Source organism: Sphingobacterium sp. UBA6320 (assembly GCF_002440335.1).
Taxonomy (GTDB): domain Bacteria; phylum Bacteroidota; class Bacteroidia; order Sphingobacteriales; family Sphingobacteriaceae; genus Sphingobacterium.
In genome coordinates, this window is record NZ_DJTA01000023.1 from 32914 (window position 1) to 51978 (window position 19065).

The following is a 19065-nucleotide window of genomic DNA, read 5'->3' on the forward strand; positions in this document are numbered from 1 at the left end:
AAAATTCCTATTTTTAGTACGAGATTATCTAAAGTAATATGCGAGTATATAAGAAAAATTTAAGTTGGATTATCATGGCAGCTGGATTGTTTTTCTCATCGTTTATAGACTCAGATGGTATAGCAGATACATTGCCCACATCAAAAGGAATGTATGATGTACTATTTCAAAATCATGCAGGTATTGAGATCAATCTACAAGATTTAAAAGGAAAGGTAGTAGTGATCAATTATTGGGCGAGATGGTGTGCTCCATGCATAGCAGAAATGCAGGCACTTAATCAATTATATGTAGAGCTGAAAAGCAATAAAAATATTGTTTTCATGGCAGTAGACATGGACCGGAGTATGAATAAAGCGATACGTTTTATGGAGAAAAGAAAATATAGTATTCCAGTCTATCAAATTAATTCACCACTTCCCGAAGATCTAGCTACCCGTTCTATACCAACAACAATTATATTAGATAAAAAAGGATTTTTGGTGAATAAGCATGTAGGAGCCATGAATTTTAAATCGATCAAGTTTAAAGAAGCTTTACAGCAGTTAAGCGAAGAATTGTAAGATGTCATTTTCGTTGTAAGATACACCACGTGGTCAACTTACTTGCGGCTTTACAATTATTCAATATTATACTGCCTTCAGTAAGTTTATCTCTTTCTGAAGGAAGTATAATATTTAATAAATAAAAATTGTTGAATTAAGAACCTTGCTCCTTTAAGAACCTTCGGAGGTATCAAATATTATTTTGGAAGCTTTGGATTAATCAGAAAATCATGAAATAGTTTGGTGTTTTTAGCAACTAAATATTCATATATTTTCGCCCCGTGGCTCAATCTCTTCACACCAATTTCTCCCAAAATTGCGGCTTTTGGAAGCTTGTCCGTTAAAAATAAATTGAGCGGTAATGTTGTTGCAGTGACTATCTGTTCAATATCTTCCTTACTTTCTGCTAAGGGGACAAATAGACCATCTGCACCCGCTTGACTATATATTTGTGCTCTTTTTATAGTTTCTTCAAGTGCACTCTCGTGTTTGGTCGTGTAGGTATCTGTTCTAGCATTAATAAATACATTTTTAGTCATTGCTTTAATTGCCGCAATTTTATCGGCGAGCAGGTTTGATTTTCCCAGTTTACGTACCGATTTAACAACCTTTCCATCTTCAAGATTAATTCCCACAACACCCAGATCTGTTAATTGCTTGACATACTTAGCTACTTGATCAGGATCATCCGAATAACCGGATTCAAAATCTACAGAAACAGGTAATTTGACTGATTTCACAATTCTCTCGATCATAAATAGTAAGTCATCTACAGGGATCTGCTCTCCATCGGCATAACCAAGTGAGTTGGCTATCGCGTGACTAGAGCTTCCTAATGCTTGAAATCCCGACGACTCTGCAATTTTTGCGCTCTGTGCATCCCACACATTTCCTAATATAAGAATATCATTCTGTTGATGTAGTTTTGTAAATTTCGAATATGACATATCGTTTTATTTTTATTGTAAAACATATCATCCTATGAAATTGTTTGTCAAACAACAGTAAAAGCATTTGCTTACTTTTCAGAAAGTCCAAAAATAGCGACGTGCTTGTTTTTAATATAGAGATTAAAAGTTTGTTCAGCAATATCATAGTGCAGATCTTTGCTCTCAAGTACCTGATATAGGTCTGCTTCGATATTTTCTCCCATACAAGCACGCATGGTAGTGCCTAGATTGGGAAATGAAATTTTATTACTACTTATGACAAATGGCCCGAAGAAATTATTACAGCTGGAGTTACCTGAAATACGACCGTTATGTGCATCAAATAGGAGAAATGCATTGTGTTTGGATACTTCTTTTCCATTTAGACTAATTAATTTCCATTTAAATTTTGATAAAAATGCAGCTGCGGTGGGTAAAGATATTGTGTTGGTTATAGTTTTATTTACTAGTTTCACTAAATCATATTGATATGCCGAAGCGTCTTGTGGAGGGTTTTCTAGCTTTGTGCGGTTAACGATTATGTTGTAGGTATACCCTTCTTTATAGTCAAATCCATTGATATGATCGTAAAAATATTCCCATTTGTCATTTCGATTAAATTTTACCATTAAACATTTCATCTGTCCAGATCCTTGGCAATCTACGCGTTTGTCATTGATTTCCATCTCAAGCCGTTCAGCTTTTGTTAATGATTTATGTGTTATTTTTAACAGTGAATAACGATAGCTGGGTTTATTAAGTTCCGCATTTTTTAGCTTTATTCTTCTTACACGTAGTTCATAGTTATAATGCGGGTCATAAGTAAAAGACTCAATATGAGCATAAAATGGTTCCCAGTTTATACTGTTATAATATTTAACTTGTAATGCTTGCTCGTGTGGAACGCCACTTTTTATTTTAATTGTGAAATCATTGGTTTGAGCGGATGACGTAAAACCTATGGTGGTAAGGAACAAAAGTAATAGTGCCGAGAATTTGATCATATGCTTCATTTGTAAATAGAAAACGGTGTATCATTAAAAAATATTGTACTTTTAAGGTATGAATCACTTAAACAAAGTTATTGTTTTTTACTTTTTGTTCGTACAATTTCACATTGGGTATAGTCAACTAAATCCGCAAATCTTTAAACCGCAGGTCGCTTTGGGTGAAATTGTCGATAAACAGTTAAGTGAATTGTCAGGAATTATCAATGCAAAGCAATCTTCTTATTTTTGGGTACATAACGATAGCGGTGATGATGCGCGTGTTTATTTGATCAATAAGAAAGGCAAATTAGTTTGTACCTATGAATTGGAGTCTATTCAAGTAAAAGACTGTGAAGATATAGGGCGAGTCATGATCAAAGGAAAATCATTTTTAATCTTAGCAGATATAGGTGATAATCGAGCTCGCCGTAAAAATATTAAATTGCATATATTTCCCGAACCTGTTTATAAGGATGGGGATCAATTGGTCTCCATTCCAAAGGATGATATTCGTACCGTTACGTTACGATATAAAGATGGGCCAAGAGATGCAGAAGCCTTATTTGTTGACCCAATCGATCATCAGCTTTATATCGTTTCAAAAAGAGACTTTCAATCTACCGTATATACAGCAACTGTATTTAGCAACAGTAAAAAGAACTTTAGCATGCTGACACCCGTGCAGAAATTACCCTTTACTTTTGTAACTTCTTCAGATATTAGTCCATCGGGAGACGCTATTTTGATTAAAAATCTCACGCAAATTTTTTATTGGAAAAGAAGAAGGGGTGGGTCAATTGAGCAGACTTTATCTCAAAAACCTGTCTCAATTCCTTATGAAATTGAGTCGCAAGGGGAGGCTATTGCCTTTGGTCTGGAAGGTGAGGGATTTTACACCGTAAGTGAACGTCCATTTGGATTAAAATCATATCTTTATTTTTTTGAAAAACGATAATATAATGAACAAAAGTATCAAGTATTGGCTGATCAGCCTTATTTTCGTCCTTATCTGCAGTGGTATCCAAGCTGCAACAGTCGATACGTTAAGTATCGAAAGTAAAAGTATGTCAAAAGGAATCAAAACAGTTATTGTGCTTCCTGATAAGTATGATAAAGCAGCACAATATCCAGTATTATATCTGCTACATGGTTATAGTGGCCGATATGATAACTGGGTCAATAATGCTCCAGAAATCAAGAAACTTGTCGACATCTATAATTATATTGTCGTATGTCCTGATGGAGGCTTTGACAGTTGGTATTGGGATATAGCAGGTGATAAAAACTACCAGTACGATACATTTGTGAGTCAAGAATTGGTCAATTATATAGATACACACTATGCAACAAAGAAAGATCGCTCGGCACGTGCGATAACTGGTTTAAGTATGGGAGGACATGGAGCGATGACCTTAGCTATCAACCATCAAGCGACATATGGTGCTGCAGGAAGTACCTCTGGAGGTTTAGATATTCGCCCTTTTCCTATGAATTGGAATATTAGAAATAGGATTGACACATACTCCAGTCAACCGATGGAATGGGAAGCAAAATCAGTTATTAATTTGATCCATTTACTTGAACCAAATCGCTTAGAATTAATCATAGATTGCGGTAAAGAAGATTTCTTTTATAAAGTGAATCTGGCCATACACGATAAATTGGATTATCACAATATTGCTCATACATTTATGACACGTGCAGGAGCACATAACTGGGATTACTGGTCAAAATCAATCGTTTATCAAATGGCATTTTTCAATGAATTTTTTACTAAAAAAGTAGAGTTCAAAAAAAAATAAATAAATAATTGGCTATTTTGAATAAATGATATAAATTTGTAATACTGAAATCTTTATTAATTTATTATAAACTTAATGACATAAAGCCTTGCTAACCACAAGGCTTTTTTTATCTTTGGTAAAAATCACTAATTTCATATAATGTCACGATTACTAAGACCTATCCTTTTTATTTTTTTCTGTTTCTTCTTTAATTTTTCTTTCACTTTTGCACAAAGTAAATTTCAGTATTCGGGATATATTAAGAATGCTGCAAATGGAGAGACACTTATAGGTGCGGTCGTGCGAGATCTTAATTCCAGTCAGATCGCAAGAACCAATAATTATGGTTTTTATTCAATTCAGTTGCCGTCAGGTAGCCAGTCTATTGCCATATCTTATGTTGGTTTTGATGAACGTATATTCACTTTGGATATCGATCGTGATAGTGTATTAAACGTAGATATTACACCTGCTGGACGAAAGTTGGAAGAGGTTGTCGTATCTGGTCGAAGAAAGATTGGAAATGTTTCGGGTGTGCAGACCGGATTGGTAAAGTTGGAAATTAAAGATATTAAAAATATTCCTGTTGTTTTTGGTGAGCAAGATGTGTTAAAAACCATTCAACTATTACCAGGTGTTACCAGTGGAGGCGAAGGAAGTAGTTCTTTTTATGTCCGTGGTGGTGGTGGCGATCAAAATCTAATTTTATTGGATGAAGCAGCCGTGTATAATGCATCACACCTTTTTGGTTTTTTCTCTACATTTAATTCGGATGCAATCAAAGATGTTAATTTTTATAAAGGAGGTATGCCGGCCCATTTTGGGGGCAAGGTGTCTTCCGTTATGGATATTAATATGATTGATGGTAATAACAAAAAATTCGGTGTAGAAGGAGGTATTGGATTGATCGCTTCAAGGTTAAAAGTAGAAGGCCCTATAGTTAAAGATAAGGGATCTTTTATGATCAGTGGACGTAGAACATATGCTGACTTATTTTTAAAACTATCAAAGGATGAAGATATCAATAAAAGCAAATTATTTTTCTATGACCTCAACGCTAAGGTAAACTACCGTTTTGATAATAAGAACTCCGTGTTTTTATCTGGTTACTTTGGCAAAGATGCCATGGCTTATAGTGATTTATTTGATTTCAATTGGGGGAATGCCACTGGAACAGTACGGTGGAATCATGTTTGGAACAATAAGTTGTTTAGCAACACCACATTTATTTATAGCGACTTTAACTATAATGTGAATGTTGAAGACAATTCAAATTTTAAGATCACATCTAAAATTGAAAATTTAAACTTAAAGCAAGACTTTCAATACTATCCCAATAACGATCATCAGATTAGATTTGGATTACAAGCATCTGCTCAGACCATACGTCCTGCTAGTCTGTATGGAGGAGAGGGGTCTGCCGTTAATACCATTGAAATTGAACCCCGAAAAGGATTAGAGACCGCAGTTTACATATCTGATGAGTGGACGCTTTCAGATAGATTCAAAGCACTTTATGGCTTAAGAATAAACAATTACAGTATGTTGGGCCCGGGCACCATCTATAGTTTCGATGCAGATGGAAATCAAACGGCAAAAACCCTATATGATAAAAATGATGTAATTCAAAATTACCTTACTTTGGAACCTCGACTATCATTAAATTATATGTTTAATGAAAATCAAAGTATTAAAGCATCTTTAAATCGAAATTCTCAAAATTTGCACCAGTTAACCAATACAACATCAAGTCTTCCAACAGATCAATTTGTACTGAGTTCCAATAATATAAAACCACAACTGGCCAATCAAGTTTCATTGGGATATTTCCAAAACTTCGACAACGCCAAGTATGAAGCCTCGGTAGAAGCCTATTATAAAGATCTGAAAAATCAGATCGATTTTAAAAATGGCGCAGATTTACAAGCAAATGAAATGCTGGATGGAGAACTTCTATTTGGTAAAGGTAGAGCTTATGGTATAGAATGGTTTTTGAAGAAAAACAAAGGGAAGTTAACCGGATGGTTGAGTTATACCTTATCAAAAAGTGAGCGTCAATTTGATCAGATTAATGGTGGAAAGTGGTTCAATGCACGACAAGATAAAACCCACAATGTAGCATTAGTTGCAATGTATAAGTTAACGGAGAAATGGACTTTAGGATCAACCTTTGTGTACTACACCGGTGATGCAGTTACATTTCCTTCTGGAAAGTATCAAGTCGATGGCAAAACATTATTTTATTATACGGATCGTAACAGTTACCGGATGCCCAACTATCATCGATTAGATATATCTGCAACCTACGATCCAGGTGCTAAGTTAAATAAACGATATTCGTCTTCTTGGTCATTTGCGCTTTACAATGCATATAATAGAAAAAATGCATATCTCATTGATTTCAGAGAAAATGAAGATAATCCAAATATTACAGAAGCTTATCGGATTGCACTTTTTGGAGTAATTCCTTCTGTAACCTGGAATTTTAAATTTTAATGATCCAATGATCATGGATCACTAGAACTCATGACAATGAGTATAGTTAGTTATTCATGAATGTTAAATCCCTTTTTTAAAAAAAAATATTTTGATAAAAATGAAAGTTATTTTTAATTGTATCGCGGTATTCATAATTGTCTTTTTGAATTCCTGTGAAGATAAAATTGATTTGAAATTGGATTCTGTAGCGGATAAGTATGTAATCGTAGCAGATTTGCATAATGCCAATACCGCACAGATGATCGTGATTAACCGTGCTGTTGATTTTTCTAATAACTCAGCGAGTAATCCTGTGATAGGTGCCAATGTTGTCGTGAAAAATATAACAAGTGGTCGGTCGTATCAGTTTGTTGATCAGAGCAATGGTGAATACATAATGGACCGTATGACTTTGAGAGAAGGCAACAGCTATGCCTTATCGGTTCAAATGCCAGACGGAAGCTTGTATGAATCAACCTGTACGATGCCAGCATACGTTGCTGTCGATTCTATCGGCCTAGTTCGTAAAAAAACATTCGATGAAGAATATATATATGCTTCGTTGAGCTTTTTAGATCCACCTGCAAAGGAAAATTATTATAAATATAAAATAAAATTGAATAATGAAGATTTCAAATTCAGTGATATATTTAGTGATAAGTTTAATGATGGTCTTTTTGTTGAGCATGAAATTGCCAATGAAGATAATGACATAAAAGTAGGTGATGAGATTAAAATTTTGAGACAATGTATCGCTAAAGATGTTTACACTTATTGGTCAAATATTAAAGGTCAAAATCCAGGATCTGCTGCCCCTTCAAATCCAATTTCCAATATTTCAAATGGTGCATTAGGTTATTTCAGTGTAAGTAGTGCCCAATATTATGATTTGAAAGTGTTGCAAACCAAAAAATTATAACAATTCAAAATGATAATTTTTTGATAGTAAATAAGCTATCGTTTTTGGGAGCGCATATTCAACTCTTGGAATCGCCTTTATATTATCATGGAAAACGATGATAGAACCATTTTCAGTATGTTTAATAGCATTTTTATAACACTTTTCCGGAGATAGCGATAGATCAAAATCGCCAGTGAGTACATCCCACATGATGATTTGATAGTCAGGGTATAGTTTTGCTAACTGTGATTTTGTGGCTCGGCCGTAGGGTGGACGAAAGAGATTACTTTGAGTTAATTCTTGACATTTTTGAACATTTTCAAGATAATGATCATCTGTAGTTTGCCAACCTTTTAGATGATTATAAGTATGATTGCCGACTTGATGACCCTCAATCAAAATTCTTTCGAATAAATGTGGATTTTTTTTAATATTTTCACCTACGCAAAAAAATGTCGCTTTGATGTTATATTGTTTTAATGTATCTAAAACAAAAGGAGTTAATTCTGGAATAGGCCCATCATCAAATGTGAGGTAAATTTTGTTTTCTTTCCTTGATTTATTCCAAATTGATTTTGAATAAAATAATTTAAGAAAGAAGGGTGCTTTTACAAGATACATACTTTTATATTTTAGCAAAAATATTAAAACTATTAAGTTCTTACTATGGACGATAGAAAAAATTATAAAAAAATAGCTTTTATGACCATCATGTTATCCATGATGGGACATACAAGTTTTGGACAAAGCCAAGTAACTGTTGAAGATGCGATTCGGATCACGTTGGAAAAAAATCTGCAAATTAAGCAAGCTTCTTTAAACAAGGATCTAGCGGCTCAAGATGTATTTCAGGCCAAGTCAAACTTGTATCCAGATTTGAAAATAGGGTCTAATTTTAAGAAGATTAATGGTTTTGCTTTTGATCAGGTCTCTACAACATTTGTTACTGGAAATCAATGGACTACTGGAGCTGATGCTCAGGTGTCATCGTCGGTAACCATATTTCAAGGGTTTCAAAAAATCAATCAGATCAAAGCCAATAAGTTGTTGCTGGAATCAGCTGCCACCCAAATCGAAAAGATTAAATATGATCTCATGTTATCCGTGTTGGTTAACTATTTGGAAGCAATCACTAACAGTGAGATGATGATTGCAAGCGCTCAACAAATTCTATTATCCAGAGAGCAAGTAAAAACCGATTCCATTCAATTCCAAGTTGGTAATAAAACATTGGCAGATCTTTCGCAGTCTAAAAATCAAGTTGCAACAGATGAATTGAATCTTGTCAATGCGAGAAATGCGTACGAATCGTCATTACTTGCGCTAAAGCAACTGATGGAATTGCCGCCACAAACAGACCTTCAATTGGTCAAGCCTAAGGTAGAAGCCATCAATCATGTACTAGGCCAGTACGCAGCCATAGACGTCTTTGAAAAAGCGAAAAGTTTTAATCCCGAACTGAAAAAGGCACAATTGGATAAGCAAGCAGCAATAAAAAATATCGATATTGCAAAAGGGGGCTATTTACCTTCACTTTCGATGGGTGTTAGTTATGGATCTAATTATTATTCCGAAGCCAGACATTATTTGACAAGAGAATTGATGCCATTTGGTGATCAAGTAAATCAAAATAAGTCATTTGGTGCTGGACTGACATTATCGATTCCAATTTTTGATAATAATAGAAATAGAGTAAATGTTTCAAAGGCAAGGATTAATCTACAATTGGCCGAAACCAATGTTCAACTTTTGGAAACAACTTTGAATAAAACAGTTAATCAAGCTGTTTTGGATCTTTCTGCTGCGGCCCAGAGATACCAATCAAGTATGTCCGCATTCAATAGTGCTACAGATGCTTTTCAGGTCATCAAAGAGCGTTATGATATTGGGATGGCCAATGGTATTGAATTATTTACTGCGCAGACAAACAGAAATAAAGCTGAGTTTGATTTGATTCAAGCCAAATATAATATGATCTTTAAAGATAAAATAATTGATTATTATGTTGGAAATCCTATTAAATTCGATGTCAATTAACCTTATAATGAAAATCTGAAATGGCTAAAAAGAAAAGTAAATTACCAAAAATCATACTCATCAGTGCAGTCGTTATCCTCGTATTGGTTTTGGTGGGGAGCAAATTGGGATGGTTCGGAAAAGGGGATGTGGTCAAGGTTGCAGTAGACGTAGCCAAAGAGATGAATATCAATGAACTGGTGTCGGCAAGTGGAAAAATACAACCTGAATTTGAAGTCAAATTAAGTTCTGAGGTATCAGGAGAGGTTGTAGAGTTGAACATCAAAGAAGGCGATATTGTTAAGAAAGGTCAAGTGTTATGTCGTATCAAACCAGATATTTTGCAGTCTGGATATGAGCGATCGATTGCGACCCTAAATTCACAAAAGGCAAATCTAGCTGCTGCTCAACAACAGTTGAAACAGCAACAAGCTAATTTTAGGAATGTGGAAGCTACTTATAAACGAAATTTGGAATTGTTTAATAAAAGAGTAATTTCTGCTGCAGAGATGGATAAAAGTTCATCCGAATATTATTCCGCTTTGGCAGCTATCGAAGCGCAAAAACAAAATGTACTTTCCACTAAATTTGGCATTGATCAATCACAGGCAACTGTAAAAGAGGCAAAGGATAATTTGGATCGTACCACGATCTATTCACCGAGTGATGGTGTTGTATCGTTATTGTCAATCGAATTGGGAGAGCGTGTGGTGGGGACAGCACAGATGGCTGGAACCGAAATCATGCGTATCGCTAATATGGACGCCATGGAAGTGAATGTAGATGTTAATGAAAATGATATCAACCGTGTACGTGTAGGAAATGAAGCCGAAATTGAAGTAGATGCATATCAAGATCGTAAATTTAAAGGTATCGTCACTGAAATCGCTTCTTCATCTAAAAATATTGCAACTGTTAGCGCAGGTTCTTCAACAGAACAGGTTACCAATTTTAACGTAAAAGTGAGAATCCAGTTAAGTTCTTATGAAGATCTGTTAAAAGAAAATCATGTATCTCCTTTTAAACCAGGTTTATCTGCTACGGTACAAATCTTCACAAAACAACAGAAAGGTTTAGCAATTCCAATCCAATCAGTGACCATAAGAAATGGTACTGGAGTAGATAGTTTAAGTACAGATAGCCTCAAAGAATATGTGTTTGTTTTTAACAATGGTTTGGTAAAACAGACAGTTGTCAAAACAGGGATTCAAGATGATAAAAATATCATTATTTTATCGGGACTTAAAAAAGGTGATGAAGTGGTTTCTAGACCATTTGACGCTATTTCTAAAACATTGAAGAACGATAGCAAAGTAGAAAAAGTAGATAAGAATAGCTTGTAGTGATTGTTTTTGAAGTATTTGTTTGATTTACAGTTTTTTTTGATTTATATAAAAATTTCTGTATTTTAAATAAAACTAATTCAGCGTGTTACAGCAGTTTTTTAAATATTTTAAGTTATCCAGAACTGAACAGAATGGTTTCTTTGTACTCTGTACATTGATATTATTGCTGTTCAGTTTTCCTTATATGGCCAATTTTTTTAATAAAACTGATTATGACTCGTATACTATTCAAGCATTTTCACTGTCTGAAAAAGCGGCAATCGCTAGTTCTGATCATCAAAGAGCTGAATCTTCAATGAGAATGAATACCCCCACTAAAGATGTGCATACAGAAAAAAGCTTGTTTCAGTTTGATCCCAATACTTTAGATCAGAAGGGATGGATGAAATTGGGTTTTACGGAAAAGCAGGTCAAGGTTCTACTTAATTTTAGAGATAAAGGAGGAAAGTTTTACAAAAAGGAAGATCTTGCCAAAATCTATTCCATTTCGCTAGCTGAATATAAACGATTAGAAAATTTTATTGCAATTTCACCAAAGTTTACTCAAAAACAAACTCAGGATAGGTTAGAAAATCGCGCTAGTATAAGTAATAATGATTCGGGCAAGAAAAACTTATTCATCACAATCGATATCAATACTGGCGATACTACAGCTTTCATGATCTTAAAAGGAATCGGGTCCACATTGTCAAAACGAATTGTAAAATATCGAGAATCCCTAGGTGGTTTTGTTTCTATAGAACAAATTAAAGAAGTGTATGGATTACCCTCCGAAACATTTGAGGCCATACTTCCAAATTTAAAAATTAGTCCTCAGGCTTCTGTTGCCAAACTTGATATTAATCAGTTGGATGTAAAATCTTTATCTCAGCACCCTTACATCAGTTTTAAGCAGGCAACAGCAATTGTCAATTACCGTAATCAGCATGGTGGTTTTCAAAATTTAGGTGATTTAAGAAAAGTGATTCTATTAGATGATGATTTTTTGCGTAAACTTGCTCCATATTTAACATTTTAATGATGCTTGAAGAAAAATTAAAACATATCATTCGTGATATATATGATTTTCCAAAACCTGGAATCGTTTTTAAAGATATCACACCATTATTGCAAGATGCGCAGTTATGTACAGAGATGGTAGACGTATTTGTAGATAAACTCAAAGATTGTCAACTAGATGCTGTAGCGGGTATCGAAAGCAGAGGCTTTTTATTTGGATTGATGTTGGCCAATCGTTTACAGGTACCTTTTATTCCTATTCGTAAACAGGGTAAATTACCTTTTCATACGATTTCAGAATCCTATGCTCTTGAATATGGACAGGCTACTATCGAAATGCATGAAGACGCTTTTCCTAAAGGAAGTAAAGTGTTGATTCATGATGATTTATTGGCTACAGGAGGTACAGTTGTGGCTGCGAGTAAATTGATCGAAAAATTAGGTGGTGAAGTTGCTGGGTACTGTTTTGTTATAAGTTTAGATTTTTTAAATAGTCAGGGAAGATTAACCAGATTTAGTCCCCATATTTTTTCGTTAGCACATTATAAATAATTTAATTTATAAAAACCCCCAATATATTTTATGGAATGGATCTCGGACCCACAAATTTGGATTTCACTGCTTACATTGACTGTACTAGAAGTGGTACTTGGTATCGATAATATTGTTTTTATATCGATTCTCAGTGGTAAACTTCCTGCCGAGCAGCAGAAGAAAGCGCGTCAGTTAGGCTTGATATTAGCATTGGTAACGCGCGTATTATTGTTATTCTCTATCAAATGGATTATGTCATTGACAGAACCATTCATCAATCTAGCGACCACGTTTGGTATTGATAATCCCGATTGGTCCCGTTATTTGGAATTATCAGGAAGAGATTTGATTTTATTTATTGGAGGCCTATTTTTAATTTATAAAAGTACAACGGAGATACATCATAAAATGGATGGTCCACACGATGAGCAAAAAGTCAGTAAAAAAAGCGCAACTTTTATGAGTACGATCTTACAGATATTAGTTTTAGATATTGTTTTTTCACTAGATTCAGTGATTACAGCTGTTGGTATGGTAGATCAGATCGGAGTGATGGTTGCTGCCGTTATTATTGCTGTATTGATCATGTTGCTATCTGCAGAACAAATCAGTAAGTTTGTCAATGATTATCCATCGGTCAAGATGTTGGCGCTATCGTTCCTTCTTCTAATCGGAGTATCACTGACAGCAGAAGCATTTGATCAGCATATTCCTAAAGGATATATTTATTTTGCGATGGCTTTTTCTGTTCTAGTAGAATTCTTAAATATAAAAAGTGAGAAAAAACATTTGCAAAAGCAAAGCGATAAGTAAGTAAATAATTAAGCAAAACGGGATATCACATGTGATATCCCGTTTTGCTTAATTTAAAGATTATTATAAGCTCAAGTCTGCAGCTTGTGCTATTTTTTTAGGAATATCGATATTTTCCATCTTATGTGTAAACAGTTCTGATCCAGCTCCTATAGCATAAATAGGAACATAACCTGCAGAGTGATTACCAGATCCCCAAGAAATATTAGCAACTTCATTTAAAGTTTTAACAGCTATCGAAACCAGCTTGTCGTTATTCGCATAGAGGCTTTTTTCAGTTGCATTAACATGTTTGATAAAACTATTTTCATAAGCATCAAAGATTGCTTTCTCTTGATTTGCATTGACTTTAACTTGAGTCCATAATCCCAGATGATCTGACAATACAGTTTTGATTTGTTCCCAAGTAGCATTCGGTTGATTTATTCGTAATTTAGAAATTATCTTAGAGAGTTCTCCTTGTGAAACTTTTTGATTAGCAAGAGCTTTAAAGTTTAGATTACTACTTCCCGTACCCAATGTCATGCCACCAGTTTCATGGTCAGCAGTAATGATGATAAGTGTTTCTTCTGGGTATTTTAAGTAGAAATCATAAGCTACCTGAACGGCATTATTGAAATCGATCACCTCGTGCAGTGTGGTAGCAGCGTCATTGCTATGGCTTGACCAATCAATCTTGCCACCCTCGACCATCAAGAAAAAGCCTTTGTCATTATTTTTAGTAAGCGATTCAATTGCTACTTCCGTTATATCTTTAAGATTTAGATCACCATCTTTTTGGTCAATCGCAAATTTTAAAGATTCTGGATCAGTATCTTTATTATTCATCAAGATCATCTTGTTCGCTTTTGTTTTTAAACGATTATAATCTGATTTTCCGAATGCTAATGTATATCCCGATTTCTCAAATAGGTTAAAGATAGGAGTAACAGATTCTTTAGCAGCATTGGTATTATGCTTTAAAAATCCAGATCCAGCAAAAAAGTCAAAATTTGATTTTGTGATATCTGTTGCAATTTCATAATACTTGTTTCTGTTGGTTTGGTGTGCATAAAATGAAGCGGGAGTAGCATGATCAATACTTACACTTGTTGTAATGCCTACTTTTAGTCCTTTCTCTTTAGCTGCATATGCGATGCTTTTTAGTGGTTTCGTTTGTGTAGAATCCATTCCAATCACACCATTTTTTGTTTTAGAGCCGACTGCAAGGGCTGTACCACCTGCTGCGGAATCTGTAATACCATTAGAAAGAGAATATGTAGATGCAAAAGTAGCGATCGGGAATTGTGAAAAAATTAGTGGTTTCACACCGATCCGATTTTCAAGATCTGCCAGATATACTTCTGTTGAATTTACCTGATTCAATCCCATACCGTCGCCGATCATGTAGAATATATATTTCGGTTTATTTTGAGCAAATAAAATGGATAGTGATGCTAAGTAGAAAAATGCGGTTGCGAATGTACGTTTAATCATGTCTAAAGTTAAAATGAATGTTGGTTATTAAAATGAATATGTTGTGTTCATTAGGTGGCGAATATAACAAACCTATATTTGCTTAATATTAAATTTAGATTATGGGTCGAAACGAACATTATTGCTAGAATCAAGTTCGTTATATTAATCAACTAAAATTCAATTAAGCTACCACATTAAAATGCACTGGCAAAACAATTCTTGCAAGATAATTGTTACAATAGGGTGAAATTGTATAATATCACTTGATATAGCAATATCACTTACTATAAAAGATAAACTAAAATTTGAACATTATGGAAATGAATCTTTTAAATTCTGCTAAAGAATTTTTTAACGATGATATCTTGTCTAAGCTCGGTAATTCCGTAGGAGAAGATAAAGAAAATGTAAGGACTGCAATGGATGCAATTGTGCCTACTGTTTTTATTGGTTTACAAAAGGAATCAGGGATAGGTTTAAGTTCTGTTGTTGAAAAAGCAAAACAATATTATGGAGATTTTAATTTTAGTGACTTCTTAAAGACAAATTCAGAAACAGGTCGCATCAACGGGTTGGTAGATGCAGTGCCTTTGGAGCCACATCATAATGACCTGCTAAGTTCTATTTTTGGAGATAAACTGAATACGATTATTTCGTCGATAGCAAGTTTTGTTGGTAGCAACGGATCGACTGTTGAAAAATTATTGAATCTATCCCTACCTGCTGTATTTTCAAGTTTGACACAAAATGGAACCAATTGGAGCGTAAGTTCCATAGGTAGATTGCTGGATGAAAATAAGCATCATTTTACAGCGGCTTTACCATCAGGTCTAGGTCTTGCAGCATTTGGAACTTCGTTTGCTCATGATGATCAGATAACATCATCGACAACTGACCGAGTAGCGGATGAAAGTTCAATACCTGATAACCCTGTATCTGATAAACCAGTAGAAGCTATCCTCGTATCAGTTCCTCTTGATAAAAAGGACGAACCAACGATTAGTCATCCAACCGACGTCACAGATGAGGCCGTTGCCAAGGATGAAGAATTGACTGTGGTGACCCCACCAGTTGTTCCTCCTGCGGAAGCAACCCATGATGACCCGTTAACTGTTGTACCACCTGTAGTGCCTCCAATTGATCATGTGCCTATTATACCGCCTCGTCCAGCTGGGCCAACTGTTGATCCTTTGCATACCGAAACCCCACCATCAGGTGGTGGTGGAATCTGGAAGATCTTGATACCAATTGTTATCATTGCGGTTCTATGGTTCCTATTTGGAAAAGGCTGCAAGGGAGATAAGGATCAAGTTGCAGCCACTGATAGTGTTGAAAGAACGGTTGTAGATACGGGTACCACTGTTGTTGCAGTTGTTCCTGTAGTAAGAGAAAGTTTAGAAGTTATTTTACCTGATGGGGTTAAATTAAAAGCTTATAAGGGCGGAATTGAAGATCAACTGGTTCAGTTTCTAAAAACGGATTATAAATCTATGAGCGAAGATCAATTAAAAGATAAATGGTTTAATTTTGATAATTTGAATTTTGAAACAGGCACGGCTAAAGTATTGCCAGAAAGTCAAGTGCAATTAGAAAATTTAGCAGCCATTTTGAAAGCATTTCCAGAGGCGACCATTAAAATTGGAGGATATACAGATAAAACTGGAAATGAAGATTTTAATAAAAAATTATCTACCGACCGTGCTCAAGTAGTTCAAGTATATTTGGTAGGCAAAGGACCGAGTAGTCAAGTGATTGGAGCAGAAGGGTATGGCTCTGAGTTTGCAAAAGCCGCGGCTGATGCACCTGAATCTGAGCGCATATTGGATCGTATTGTTGCCGTAAGTGTACGATAAATTTCAATTTTCGAATTAAAAAAAGGAGGCGAAGCATATTCGCCTCCTTTTTTTAATTCATAATAAAATTGCATTTTTGTGAGTATGGAACAAAAGTTAAAAGAAATTTTAAAATCTGACTTTGAAAAATACATGCGTTTTGCAGTACAATCAACTACTGGATTTGGATTTGATGTTTTTGGTGAATATGCCGTATCTGTATTAAATTTTTATGTTGGAAGTGCAATTTTAAACTATCAAAACAAACTTGAAGGTTCTTTATATTTGCTTGAATTATATAATATAGGTGTTGGCGGGGTGATCACAAAAGAAGATAGAGAAGAGCTGGCTCAAGTTTTTGCACAAGATCCAACTCTTGATTATAGTGTTTTAAAACCAATTTTTGGTTAATCTTGTTGAGTCCAAACCAAGTTCTCAATAGCAAAACCAGATTTTCGAGCATACTCCAGATAAGCTAATTTCACTTCATCTGGTATATTTTTTTCTCGCGACAGTATCCACATATAGTCCAAATTATCACCAAAAACCAGTGCATATTGATAATTATGATCAAGTTTTACGACATGATAACCACTATAAAAAGGACCAAAAAAAGATACTTTTAAAGCCCCTTTTTTTGGCGAATCCTTAAATTTCGCTTTACCAATGGACTGTTTCCATTTATTTTTGTGATCAAGAAAGCCTTGGTTATTGACAGCAATACTTCCATCATCGTTCTTGTTATAAGTCGCAGTTACCTGAGATAAACCTTTTTCCCATTTAAAATCTAATCGTGCGATTTCATACCATTTACCTAAATAACGATCGATATCAAAAGGCTCGACAACTTTCACCTTCGATTTGACAGGCTTCAATGCATTGTAAGCTAATGTTACTGCGGCAGTAGTGGCAAGTAAGAGTAGTGATTTTTTCTTATCCATCGTTTTATGATTTATTCTAAAATTATGAAGTGTTTCGAATATGATATGCAATAAAAACGCCAAAGTGGATCTGAATGTTTGGTGCTTTATGAAAATAAAAGTAGTAATTTCGTTATTTCAAAATTTAACGCGGTGTATTCAAGAGAAGAAGTAAAACAATTAAAGGAAACTTTTTGGACCCGATTTGGGCAGTATATGGCATTACACACTTCTGCAGATGGTGAGAAGATCAATTGGGTAAACTATAGGACGGGAATTAAACATCTTCGCTTCAAAATGGAAGCAGATAAACGTGTAGCTTTAATTGCCATCGAGTGGACCCATCAAGATATATCTATGCGAACGTTATTGTGGGAGCAATTTGAAGAGTACCGTACTATGTTGACCGGCATACTGGGAGAGGAGTGGATTTGGGATTTAGAAGTAATGGATGAGCAGGGCAAATTGGTGAGCATGATTTACACGACTATGGAGGGAAAGAGTATTTTTAAACAAGAAGATTGGCCAGATCTTATCTCTTTCTTCAAGCCGCGATTAATGGCATTGGATGAATTCTGGTGCGATGCACAGTACGGATTTGAAATTTTTAAAAGTTAAATTGTTACGCGAATAGGGTTTTATTTGAGGATGTAATTTTTACCTTTGCGCTAAAATTGTATTGTTTATGAAAAATATACTAAAAAGTCTGATTGTACTCGCCATGACTTTGCAGATTTCTTCCGTATTCGCTTGGGGGTCTACTGGACATCGCGTGGTTGCCGAGGTTGCAGAACGTCATTTGACAAAAAAAGCAAAGAAAAATATTCAAAAAATAATTGGCAATCAAAAACTGGCTTATTGGGCAAATTGGGGTGATTTTATTAAGTCGGATCCACACGATGAATTTAAAAAATTAGGAAATTCACACTTTATAAATACTAATCCACATTTACCGTGGGCGGATTTTCAATTGGCAATGGAAAATTCAAGCGATGAAAATTTATATAAATCTGTATTGAGATTAGAGCAGTCATTTGCAGATAAAGATTTGCCACTGGAGAAAAAGAAACAAAATTTATACATGTTGATTCATTTAATTGGTGACGCACATCAACCAATGCACGTCAGTAGAGCTGAGGATCAGGGTGGTAATAAAATTGAAGTCAGCTGGTTTGGTAAAAAATCCAATATCCACCGCGTTTGGGATTCTGATTTAATCGATGGTGAAAAATACAGCTATACCGAGTATGCAACGGTATTGGATATCTTAAATAAAAATGAAGTGAAACAATTGCAAGGAGGGACGTTGGCCAGTTGGTTATATGAATCAAATCAACTATCGGATAAAATATATGCTGATGTTGAGCTTAATGCAAATTTGTCTTACAACTATATTTATAATAACATTTATACGGTAGAAAACTGCATGTTAAAAGGTGGTCTACGCTTAGCAAAAGTATTGAATAATGTTTTTGGCTAATCATTAGTATTTAAGAATACCTAAAAAGGGAAATGAAATGA

The 19065-nt window shown here is 34.8% G+C and carries 19 protein-coding genes; 14 read left to right on the plus strand and 5 right to left on the minus strand.

Annotation, left to right across the window (positions count from 1 at the left end; translation table 11 throughout):
- Positions 1-38 precede the first annotated feature (38 nt).
- Positions 39-563: a TlpA family protein disulfide reductase gene (locus tag B3P23_RS15490; RefSeq protein WP_293927786.1), complete on the plus strand. Its 525-nt coding sequence runs from the start codon at positions 39-41 to the stop codon at positions 561-563.
- A 179-nt stretch (positions 564-742) separates the two neighbouring features.
- Here the strand turns inward: B3P23_RS15490 and B3P23_RS15495 are convergent, their stop codons facing one another.
- Entirely contained in the window at positions 743-1492 is a 750-nt protein-coding gene (locus tag B3P23_RS15495; RefSeq protein ID WP_293927789.1) for an isocitrate lyase/PEP mutase family protein, read from the minus strand.
- A gap of 71 nt (positions 1493-1563) precedes the next feature.
- Positions 1564-2478: a DUF4377 domain-containing protein gene (locus tag B3P23_RS15500; protein ID WP_045752344.1), complete on the minus strand. Its 915-nt coding sequence runs from the start codon at positions 2476-2478 to the stop codon at positions 1564-1566.
- 58 nt (positions 2479-2536) lie between these two features.
- Between B3P23_RS15500 and B3P23_RS15505 the strand changes: the two genes are divergently transcribed.
- The 4 genes from B3P23_RS15505 to B3P23_RS15520 all read left to right on the plus strand — a co-directional run bounded on the left by B3P23_RS15505 (position 2537) and on the right by B3P23_RS15520 (position 7644).
- Positions 2537-3418 (plus strand): hypothetical protein, encoded by an 882-nt coding sequence (locus B3P23_RS15505; protein WP_052627450.1) that lies wholly within the window; start codon positions 2537-2539, stop codon positions 3416-3418.
- Between the two features lie 4 nt (positions 3419-3422).
- Positions 3423-4265 (plus strand): alpha/beta hydrolase, encoded by an 843-nt coding sequence (locus B3P23_RS15510; protein WP_293927793.1) that lies wholly within the window; start codon positions 3423-3425, stop codon positions 4263-4265.
- Positions 4266-4406: 141 nt separating this feature from the next.
- The gene (locus B3P23_RS15515) at positions 4407-6743 is read left to right on the plus strand and encodes a TonB-dependent receptor (RefSeq protein ID WP_293927796.1); all 2337 of its coding nucleotides are present in this window, start codon (positions 4407-4409) and stop codon (positions 6741-6743) included.
- A gap of 100 nt (positions 6744-6843) precedes the next feature.
- The gene (locus tag B3P23_RS15520) at positions 6844-7644 is read left to right on the plus strand and encodes a DUF4249 domain-containing protein (protein ID WP_293927799.1); all 801 of its coding nucleotides are present in this window, start codon (positions 6844-6846) and stop codon (positions 7642-7644) included.
- Here B3P23_RS15520 and B3P23_RS15525 read toward each other — a convergent pair.
- Positions 7639-8247, minus strand: coding sequence for a polysaccharide deacetylase family protein (locus B3P23_RS15525; protein ID WP_045753138.1), 609 nt, complete (start codon positions 8245-8247; stop codon positions 7639-7641). The two genes, B3P23_RS15520 and B3P23_RS15525, sit on opposite strands and share 6 nt — an antisense overlap.
- 45 nt (positions 8248-8292) lie before the next feature.
- Here B3P23_RS15525 and B3P23_RS15530 point away from each other — a divergent pair, with 45 nt between their 5' ends.
- The 5 genes from B3P23_RS15530 to B3P23_RS15550 all read left to right on the plus strand — a co-directional run bounded on the left by B3P23_RS15530 (position 8293) and on the right by B3P23_RS15550 (position 13334).
- Positions 8293-9663 (plus strand): TolC family protein, encoded by a 1371-nt coding sequence (locus B3P23_RS15530; protein WP_293927803.1) that lies wholly within the window; start codon positions 8293-8295, stop codon positions 9661-9663.
- Between the two features lie 20 nt (positions 9664-9683).
- Positions 9684-10985, plus strand: a complete 1302-nt coding sequence (locus B3P23_RS15535; protein ID WP_293927806.1) for an efflux RND transporter periplasmic adaptor subunit — start codon at positions 9684-9686, stop codon at positions 10983-10985.
- A gap of 85 nt (positions 10986-11070) precedes the next feature.
- On the plus strand, positions 11071-12006 hold the full coding sequence (locus B3P23_RS15540; protein WP_293927809.1) for a ComEA family DNA-binding protein: 936 nt from the start codon (positions 11071-11073) through the stop codon (positions 12004-12006).
- 2 nt (positions 12007-12008) lie between these two features.
- A complete protein-coding gene (locus B3P23_RS15545; protein ID WP_293927893.1) occupies positions 12009-12539 on the plus strand; it encodes an adenine phosphoribosyltransferase in 531 nt (176 codons plus the stop codon).
- 30 nt (positions 12540-12569) lie between these two features.
- Entirely contained in the window at positions 12570-13334 is a 765-nt protein-coding gene (locus tag B3P23_RS15550) for a TerC family protein (protein ID WP_045753134.1), read from the plus strand.
- A gap of 63 nt (positions 13335-13397) precedes the next feature.
- On the opposite strand, the gene B3P23_RS15555 is transcribed toward B3P23_RS15550, so the two are convergent.
- Positions 13398-14810, minus strand: coding sequence for an alkaline phosphatase (locus tag B3P23_RS15555; protein ID WP_293927812.1), 1413 nt, complete (start codon positions 14808-14810; stop codon positions 13398-13400).
- A 296-nt stretch (positions 14811-15106) separates the two neighbouring features.
- Here B3P23_RS15555 and B3P23_RS15560 point away from each other — a divergent pair, with 296 nt between their 5' ends.
- Positions 15107-16645 carry an OmpA family protein gene (locus B3P23_RS15560; protein ID WP_293927815.1) on the plus strand — a complete coding sequence of 513 codons (1539 nt, stop codon included), beginning with the start codon at positions 15107-15109 and terminating at the stop codon, positions 16643-16645.
- A gap of 84 nt (positions 16646-16729) precedes the next feature.
- A complete protein-coding gene (locus B3P23_RS15565; RefSeq protein WP_248754253.1) occupies positions 16730-17035 on the plus strand; it encodes a hypothetical protein in 306 nt (101 codons plus the stop codon).
- Here B3P23_RS15565 and B3P23_RS15570 read toward each other — a convergent pair.
- A complete protein-coding gene (locus B3P23_RS15570; RefSeq protein ID WP_293927818.1) occupies positions 17032-17565 on the minus strand; it encodes a lipocalin family protein in 534 nt (177 codons plus the stop codon). The genes B3P23_RS15565 and B3P23_RS15570 overlap by 4 nt on opposite strands.
- Positions 17566-17697: 132 nt before the next feature.
- Here B3P23_RS15570 and B3P23_RS15575 point away from each other — a divergent pair, with 132 nt between their 5' ends.
- Both B3P23_RS15575 and B3P23_RS15580 read left to right on the plus strand, forming a co-directional pair.
- A complete protein-coding gene (locus B3P23_RS15575; protein ID WP_045753127.1) occupies positions 17698-18162 on the plus strand; it encodes a DUF4268 domain-containing protein in 465 nt (154 codons plus the stop codon).
- 67 nt (positions 18163-18229) lie between these two features.
- The gene (locus B3P23_RS15580; RefSeq protein ID WP_045753126.1) at positions 18230-19024 is read left to right on the plus strand and encodes a S1/P1 nuclease; all 795 of its coding nucleotides are present in this window, start codon (positions 18230-18232) and stop codon (positions 19022-19024) included.
- Positions 19025-19065: the final 41 nt, after the last annotated feature.

Excerpts from the sequence above, each read along its gene's own strand:
- B3P23_RS15495 (WP_293927789.1), bottom strand. The coding sequence starts at position 1,492 with ATGTCATATTCGAAATTTACAAAACTACATCAACAGAATGATATTCTT.
- B3P23_RS15520 (WP_293927799.1), top strand. The coding sequence starts at position 6,844 with ATGAAAGTTATTTTTAATTGTATCGCGGTATTCATAATTGTCTTTTTG.
- B3P23_RS15490 (WP_293927786.1), top strand. The coding sequence starts at position 39 with ATGCGAGTATATAAGAAAAATTTAAGTTGGATTATCATGGCAGCTGGA.
- B3P23_RS15505 (WP_052627450.1), top strand. The coding sequence starts at position 2,537 with ATGAATCACTTAAACAAAGTTATTGTTTTTTACTTTTTGTTCGTACAA.
- B3P23_RS15525 (WP_045753138.1), bottom strand. The coding sequence starts at position 8,247 with ATGTATCTTGTAAAAGCACCCTTCTTTCTTAAATTATTTTATTCAAAA.
- B3P23_RS15570 (WP_293927818.1), bottom strand. The coding sequence starts at position 17,565 with ATGGATAAGAAAAAATCACTACTCTTACTTGCCACTACTGCCGCAGTA.
- B3P23_RS15515 (WP_293927796.1), top strand. The coding sequence starts at position 4,407 with ATGTCACGATTACTAAGACCTATCCTTTTTATTTTTTTCTGTTTCTTC.
- B3P23_RS15580 (WP_045753126.1), top strand. The coding sequence starts at position 18,230 with ATGAAAAATATACTAAAAAGTCTGATTGTACTCGCCATGACTTTGCAG.
- B3P23_RS15550 (WP_045753134.1), top strand. The coding sequence starts at position 12,570 with ATGGAATGGATCTCGGACCCACAAATTTGGATTTCACTGCTTACATTG.
- B3P23_RS15545 (WP_293927893.1), top strand. The coding sequence starts at position 12,009 with ATGCTTGAAGAAAAATTAAAACATATCATTCGTGATATATATGATTTT.
- B3P23_RS15500 (WP_045752344.1), bottom strand. The coding sequence starts at position 2,478 with ATGATCAAATTCTCGGCACTATTACTTTTGTTCCTTACCACCATAGGT.
- B3P23_RS15510 (WP_293927793.1), top strand. The coding sequence starts at position 3,423 with ATGAACAAAAGTATCAAGTATTGGCTGATCAGCCTTATTTTCGTCCTT.
- B3P23_RS15530 (WP_293927803.1), top strand. The coding sequence starts at position 8,293 with ATGGACGATAGAAAAAATTATAAAAAAATAGCTTTTATGACCATCATG.
- B3P23_RS15555 (WP_293927812.1), bottom strand. The coding sequence starts at position 14,810 with ATGATTAAACGTACATTCGCAACCGCATTTTTCTACTTAGCATCACTA.
- B3P23_RS15535 (WP_293927806.1), top strand. The coding sequence starts at position 9,684 with ATGGCTAAAAAGAAAAGTAAATTACCAAAAATCATACTCATCAGTGCA.
- B3P23_RS15560 (WP_293927815.1), top strand. The coding sequence starts at position 15,107 with ATGGAAATGAATCTTTTAAATTCTGCTAAAGAATTTTTTAACGATGAT.
- B3P23_RS15565 (WP_248754253.1), top strand. The coding sequence starts at position 16,730 with ATGGAACAAAAGTTAAAAGAAATTTTAAAATCTGACTTTGAAAAATAC.